Source organism: Pseudanabaena sp. 'Roaring Creek', assembly GCF_001402795.1.
GTDB lineage: Bacteria > Cyanobacteriota > Cyanobacteriia > Pseudanabaenales > Pseudanabaenaceae > Pseudanabaena.
The window spans coordinates 1-7,123 of the sequence record NZ_LIRE01000310.1; the positions used below are offsets into that span (position 1 = coordinate 1).

5 protein-coding genes are annotated in these 7,123 nt (G+C 42.6%); 2 read left to right on the plus strand and 3 right to left on the minus strand.

Annotation, left to right across the window (positions count from 1 at the left end; all coding sequences use genetic code 11):
* Positions 1 to 172 precede the first annotated feature (172 nt).
* Both AC805_RS10740 and AC805_RS10745 read right to left on the minus strand, forming a co-directional pair.
* Positions 173 to 640 (minus strand): hypothetical protein, encoded by a 468-nt coding sequence (locus AC805_RS10740; protein WP_055075434.1) that lies wholly within the window; start codon positions 638 to 640, stop codon positions 173 to 175.
* A 25-nt stretch (positions 641 to 665) separates the two neighbouring features.
* Positions 666 to 2,102: a GTP-binding protein gene (locus tag AC805_RS10745; RefSeq protein ID WP_082429465.1), complete on the minus strand. Its 1,437-nt coding sequence runs from the start codon at positions 2,100 to 2,102 to the stop codon at positions 666 to 668.
* Positions 2,103 to 2,400: 298 nt separating this feature from the next.
* On the opposite strand from AC805_RS10745, the gene AC805_RS10750 reads away from it, so the two are divergent.
* Entirely contained in the window at positions 2,401 to 3,222 is an 822-nt protein-coding gene (locus AC805_RS10750) for a Tic22 family protein (protein WP_009625603.1), read from the plus strand.
* A gap of 264 nt (positions 3,223 to 3,486) precedes the next feature.
* On the opposite strand, the gene AC805_RS10755 is transcribed toward AC805_RS10750, so the two are convergent.
* Entirely contained in the window at positions 3,487 to 5,013 is a 1,527-nt protein-coding gene (locus AC805_RS10755; RefSeq protein WP_072143590.1) for a DUF3086 domain-containing protein, read from the minus strand.
* A gap of 828 nt (positions 5,014 to 5,841) precedes the next feature.
* On the opposite strand from AC805_RS10755, the gene AC805_RS10760 reads away from it, so the two are divergent.
* Positions 5,842 to 7,089 carry an EAL domain-containing protein gene (locus AC805_RS10760; protein ID WP_055075435.1) on the plus strand — a complete coding sequence of 416 codons (1,248 nt, stop codon included), beginning with the start codon at positions 5,842 to 5,844 and terminating at the stop codon, positions 7,087 to 7,089.
* Positions 7,090 to 7,123 lie beyond the last annotated feature (34 nt).

Consider the following 7,123-nt stretch of genomic DNA (forward strand, 5'->3'; position numbering starts at 1 on the left):
TGTGTTTTGGTATAACGTCAGTTTGGGTTAAGCTGGTAAGTTTTCAAAGCCCAAAAGTAAAAGCCTTGCTACGCAAGGCTTTTACTTTTGGGCTTTGAGAAAGGGTTTGCTACGCAAACCCTTTCTCAAAGCCCGTTTCAAATTATCCCGAACTCATGTTATGCCCAGCTAATTAAGATCTAAAAAGCGATCGCCAATAAGCTCGGATGGGAAAAGCAGTATAGTCGCGGACAATTGACATTAACACCAATAAATGACCGCAAAAAGTGGCGATCGCCCAAAACTTAGGAAACCATGCTAAAGGCACATTAGGTTCTGGGGCAAAATAATAGGCGGCGCAGGAAGTAATTGCCGTGGGAATAATCACTAACAAAATCCCCAAAATACTCAGCCAGCGACTCGTATAGACCTGAACGGCGTTAGCATTTTCCCAACGTTTGCCCGTCCAAGCCCAGCGCAGGGTAGAGATCGTATCTGCCATTCGCAAAAACTGTTGCCGTCGATCCTCGCTTTGCTCCAGCAAAAAAATATGACTGCAAAAGTTACAAGCTAGGGATTCCATCATTGGCATAGGCGCGATCGCGCCTCGCAAACAGACGGGACAGGGAGAAGAGGGCGATCGCGAACTAGAATAACCCATTAAAATAACTCATTAAAATAACTCATTATGTTTTCCTGAGGCGACGCAGATCGATTTTGGCGCGAAGTTCATCCTTAATTCTAGCTAGAATCGAATCTTCATCGATCGTATCGAGAATACGTTTAACGACGGCTTTAGGCCCATCAGCCCCCCATGATGCACCATTGGCGAGATATTCCTTAGTGACCAGTCCGAGGGCATAGGTTGAGAAACCCGCGACCCCAGCTTGGGCGATCGCTACGGATAGATAACCACCTAGAGTCAAGCCACCCGTTGCAGGCGCGGCAATGCCCAGTAGCCCTTTGAGCGAACTCAAGCCAAAATTTGCGAGAAATTCACTGGCACTGATTCCCCCCATCCCTAGGGCGATCTTTTGCATTAATGCGATCGCGCCCCGATTGCTCATATTTATGCCATAGAGTTTTGATAGGGCGACGATCATCGACACATCAATAATGGCAGTGCTAATTACGTCAATTACCGTAAAGGGATTAACGGCGATCGCCACAGCTTGCGTGATCACGCAATTCCAGACGATCCGATTGGCTTGGCGATCGCGAACAAACATTTTGCGCTGGACTACCCGCTCCTGCACCATATCGGCAAACATCATCGTATTGAGAGCGATCAGGGATTTCCCCTCACGATCCAACACCTCTAGAATTTTTAATTTGAGCTCCTCAATTTGCGGTTTACCAGCAACCAACTCCGCTTCAAAGGAGCCATCGGGTTGACGGACTGCCTTGGCGATCAAGGGTGAGGCAGCCGCCATCACGATTTCATCTTGAGTCAATAGTTCGCGCACCCTCTCATCGCGAATTTTGGCATAAATGGCTAGACGATCTTCGGGGGGATACTGATCGATTTTGTTAAACACCAATAGGATCGGCTTACTAGCCCCTCTTAGTTCCGAGAGTGCGTCATATTCCACCTTAGTCATATCGCCAGCTACGATAAATAAAATTAAATCCGCTTGCTGGGCGATCCGCTTGGCTAGTTCGGCACGACCTTCGCCATCAACCTCGTCAATACCTGGAGTATCGATTAATTCAATGCGGGCTTCGCCGCGCCCCTGAAAGGATGCCCTCAGGATCGTGCGATCGCCATTAGTTTCCATGCTCTCCCGCGATATTTGCCATTCGGCTGCTTGCCTACTGGTCGTGACCCCATGCAGGGGGCCAGTTTCAAAAAATTGCCCACCCATGAGGGCATTGAGAACCGATGACTTACCCCTGCCTACCATGCCAAATACGGCGATTTGTAAAACCTGACGCTCTAGCTTATCGAGCATTTGCTGGAGTTCTTCTAAGGGTTCCTCTAATCCACGCCGTTCGCGCTCTGACAAATCTAGATTTGCCACAATATCGCGCAATGTTCTCTGTGCTTGGCGATAATTTAGTTCCTCAAAGATTTCATCAAAGCTGAGAAAATTTTCATCTTGTGGCATCACATTGCTAGGCATAACTATTTAGCATGAACTATTTCAGAAGGAACTATACTTATGGTATTCGAGTCTTAAAGGCTAACAATTTACCCACAAGCTAGTATTAAAACTGGTGTAAAAAGGTTGTCTTTTTTAGTGAAGTATTGTTAAATTTGCCAGAAATTACTTTCGGACAATGATTACCTTTGACTTTTAAGTTAAGTTTGCAAGTTTAAGTTTGCAAGTTTAAGTTTGCAAGTTTAAGTTTACGTAGTTATTTCTGCGTATCCAATCCCAAATAACCCTCATAATAAATAGTATTGTAGCTAGGAGAAATATGTCCTTATTTAAGTCGTTGGTTAATCTAGCAGCCACCGCAGGTGTCGCAGGGGCGATCGCTGTTAGTCCCATATTTACTCTGAAAGCTGAAGCCTTGACCGAAGCCCAAGTTTTGGAGAGATTGGGTAGTATTCCTGTTTTTACAATCACCGATGATAAGGGTTCGCCCCTATTAGGTGCAATCCCCCAGCAGCCAAACACGAAGCCCGATGACAGTCAGCTTTTGTTTTTCTTCCTCGGTCCCGATGAAGCTCAAATGATGCTAGCACAGGTACAAAAATCTAATCCTGAAGTTGGCAAAAAAGCGCAGATTGTCATAAGGTCAATGAATGACGCTTACACGGTAATTCGCCAAAATAAAGACAAAAAAATTGTTTTTCAGTTTATTCCCACTAAGGCAAGTGTCGAATCGGCGCGGACAATCTTAACCGCTCAGGGGGTGGCAGCCGACAAGATTCCCAATGTGCCTGTTTTCTTTGCGATCGGCGGTCAAGCTAATAGTCAAGGCTTGTTAACTATGAGCATCGATCAAAATGGTAAAAAGGAGCAAGTCGTCCCCTTCTTCCTTGATAAAACCGATCTCCAAAACTTGCTAGATCGTGCGGGCAAGGAGCAGCCTGATGTAGCCAAGACAACTAAGATCCAAGTTGCATCGCTCTTCCAAGTACTGGATTCGATGGTATCTAAGGATGATAAGCCCAATCCAGAAGTAGAACGTTTCCAGTTTGTGCCATCCCGTTCTTCCTTTGAGTATATCCTCAAGAATACGAAGCAACCTGCTACACCTCAGATAGCACCCCAGACCTCTCCCCAAAAATAACGTGAGTTCGGGATAATTTGAGACGGGATTTGAGAAAGGGTTTGCGTAGTAAACCCTTTCTCAAATCCCAAAAGTAAAAGCCTTGCTAAGCAAGGCTTTTACTTTTGGGATTTTAAAATTTTTCAGCTTAACCCAAACTGACGTTAAATTGGTATTAAACCCCAAAAGAGGGTTGCCGTACGGAGCGCGGCAACCCTCTTTTGATACCGTTGGCGGCAGCTATAAATAAAATAAATGGGCGCATTGCGCCCATTTATTTTATGTTTACCAATCCCAGTCGGAGTCCTGATTGCGTCCGCCGCCCCCATAACCCGTATTACGAGGTTCATTATAATTACGATTTGGGTAGTCTCTCGATTCATAGTTCCTATTGCGACTATCGCGTTCTTTTGCGCCATAGTCTCGCTCTTGTCCCATATTACGGAAATTATCGCGCGGAGCTTCGCGAATATAGTCCCGATTATTTTGACTTTCGCGATTATTATCACGATTCATATAGGTTGAGGGAGCAGCAGGTTTGGGGTCAGCCGCTCCACCAAAGGCAATTAGCAGAGGAAACCGCAATAGCTCGACGGAGATGATTTCTTCGGATTCATCGATGATTATTAAGGGCATTAGTCCTTCTTTAACAAGGCGATCGCCTTTAGTTGCCATAGGTTCGGGATCTTCAAAAAGGGCAATACCCTTGTCAGAGCCAAAATGCTCGCGGGTTAACCCCAAGCAGTCTTGGAAACCCCGTCGCCATTCTCCGAGACGTTCGGGGGAAGTAGCTAAGACCAAGACCCGTAATTTTTCGCCATAAACAGATTTTAAGACCGATATCGAAGCTGAAGTGACGAGGATGTTTTGCAAGCGAGTTCCCATCGTCCGAATTGCGCCACGCCCAGACTGCTCAAAAAACCACTTAGAAACGCGATCGGCATGAACTTGCTCGAAAGTGCGTCTGAGCTTCCATGCAGGTCCATAGTAATCGGGAAGAGTGCGATAGCGATCTAATAACTGATCGACCCGTTGCTTATATTCGGCAAAGGTCTGTCCAGAGAGTAGTAATGGTTCGGATTCGGTAACTGGTTTCTTTTCTGATGCTGCGACAGTTTCGACGACAGGCTGGGGTGATGGAGCAACGAGATTGAGTTTTTCAGCACTCGCGACCAAATCCTGTAAACTCCCAACGAGATAGTCTTTGAAACCCTGTACCCTTACCGCAATATCCTGTGATACCCCTGCATAGGTGCTAGTCATCTCTTTATCAAGACGATCCTTGCGTTTTTCAAGAACGGCGATCGCGGCTTGGAGTTCTTGTTTTTGATATTCGAGGCGAGCGACATCGGCTTGCGCGAGACGAATGATGCCAGCTTGTAAATCGTCTATTTGATCCTGTAAAACTTTTGACTTGGTGGTTTTGAGGCGATCAAGTTCTGCTTTGAGATCCGTTTCTTCCTGTTTTAATTGCGCGATTATTGCGGTTTTCTCTAATATTTCATCTGATACTTCTGATAAAGTAACTTCTAAATTATTTGACAAATTATCTGATAAATTATTTGACAAATTATCTGAAACCCCTTCTGGCTTAATCTCTTCCAGAGCTTGGTCAACAGCTACAGCTATATTTTCTGAAGCTGAGATCGCGGTAGTTTCAGTAATAACTTCGCTACTATCGTTAGATGGCTGATTGACCATATTTTCAGCGATTGGCTCACCTAAAGTTGCTGATATGGCGATCGCTTCGGAGGACTCTCCTTGAGCGGAGGGATTTAAATTTTCTTCTACGGGCAGTTGAGCGGACTCCATACAGTTCTCATCGCATCGGGCTTACCTATTTTATACCAATTTTTTAACAAGGCATCTTGAGCAGTTTGCGAAAACCATTATTATGAAGGTTTACAATGATTTTCGGGCTAAATTTCGGATAAAAAACTTACGGTTATATTTCGCAGATTTAACTCGTTAACTTCTCGCGCCAATAACCTCAATCTCTGGACGGGAAATAATCGACTAAATATAACAGCGTAATATGACAATGTAAGGTTTGCTGAGGACATAAAACGCCAAATATGAGTGGCGGTGCTTTGCACCGCCACTCATATTTGGCGTTTTGAATAAATTAAAGTACCTGTGGCTTTGACTCCGCTCAGCCAAAATTAGCTTTTTTACTCGCAAGTGCCTTATGTTTAAATCTTTTATAAATTCTATCGATTTACCAATCAGTCTCAAGAGAATGAATTTATAAGGAGCACTACTTCCACTCTTGTTGTCTCTAATTAGCGATAATGTGATTTAGTATTAAGTATCTAGACATAAGTAAACTTAAAACCTAGAGGAGTATACCGCCCGCGCAGCGGGCGGTATACTCCTCTAGGTTTTGTTTTTTTAATTATGCCGAACTACTGAATTTAGCTAAGCAGAATAAACGCAAAACCTGAATACCTATAACATCTACTGTGGAGGTAGTGCAGATGCTGATTTTATTGTTTAACTATGCTGATGGACATACCATATAATGTTAATAAAGCTTGCAAGAAAGATCTAGTGGGAGTAAAGCTATTGCAGGATATTCTCTCATATATTATTTGGGATTCCTACGATTCCTACTTCGTTTACTAAATTACCCTATGTCTGATGAATACAAAAGTTAAGATTCTTTTAGTTGATGACACTCGTTATAATCTGCAAATCCTATCAATTATGCTTGTAAATCAGGGGTATGTTGTCTTAGAAGCTACAAATGGAATTAAAGCAATTGAACTAGCTAAAAAATACTTGCCAAACCTGATTTTATTGGATATTAAGATGCCACAAATGGATGGCTATCAGGTTTGTGCAATTCTTAAAAATAATCCCATCACCCAAAATATTCCAATTATTTTTATTAGTGCTATTGAGAATGTAGAAGAAAAAGTTGAAGCATTTGCGATAGGGGGAATTGATTTTATTAATAAACCATTTCATTTGATAGAGGTTTTGGCAAGGGTAGAAACTCATTTAAGGGTTAGTTCTTTGCAAGCGCAGTTATTAGAACAAACTAAACTTTTAGAAAACCAAAATATTAGTCTACAAAAGGAGATTTCTAATCTAACAGGATTTAACTGGGATTTATATACAGAGTTAAAAGATGCTATTGAAGCTCGACAAATGCGGTTATTTTATCAACCTCTGGTGAGTTTGGAGACCAATCTCATTACTGGATTTGAAGCCCTTATTCGTTGGCAGCATCCGCAAAAGGGTATAATTTATCCTGCGGAATTTATTGATATTATCGAAACGACAGATTTAATCTATTTAATTGGAAGATGGGTGATCGAGACTGCCTGTAAACAATTAAAAAAATGGCAGAAAGATTTCCCTAAATATGCCGTTTTGACGATGAGTGTAAATGTATCTACTAGGCAACTAGCTGAGTTTAACTTAGTAGAATATATCCGCGATATTTTGATGCAATATCAGGTTAATCCCCATTGTCTAAAGTTAGAAATTACAGAATGTACGGTCATGGGCGATCGCGATCGCACTCTCCAGATTCTGCATCAATTAAGAGAACTCAACATTCAGTTTTGCATTGATGATTTTGGTACTGGCTATTCATCCCTAAGAAGGTTAACAGACTTTCCGATTGATATTCTAAAAATTGATCGTTCGTTTATTCAAAATGGGGAATGGATTATTGTCAAAGCAATTGGCACTTTAGCTTTTGCCCTAGGGAAAAGTATTGTTGTTGAGGGAATTGAAACCACTACGCAACTAGCTATGCTGAAAAAATTATTTAGTTCTTCTTTACATGGATGTTATGGGCAAGGATATCTATTCTCGCAACCGCTAGATGCAGAGTCTGGATCCGAATTTCTGGCAAGCGAGCAAGTATTTGAATAGTAAGTAGTTCGGCATAATTAAAAAACAAAACCAG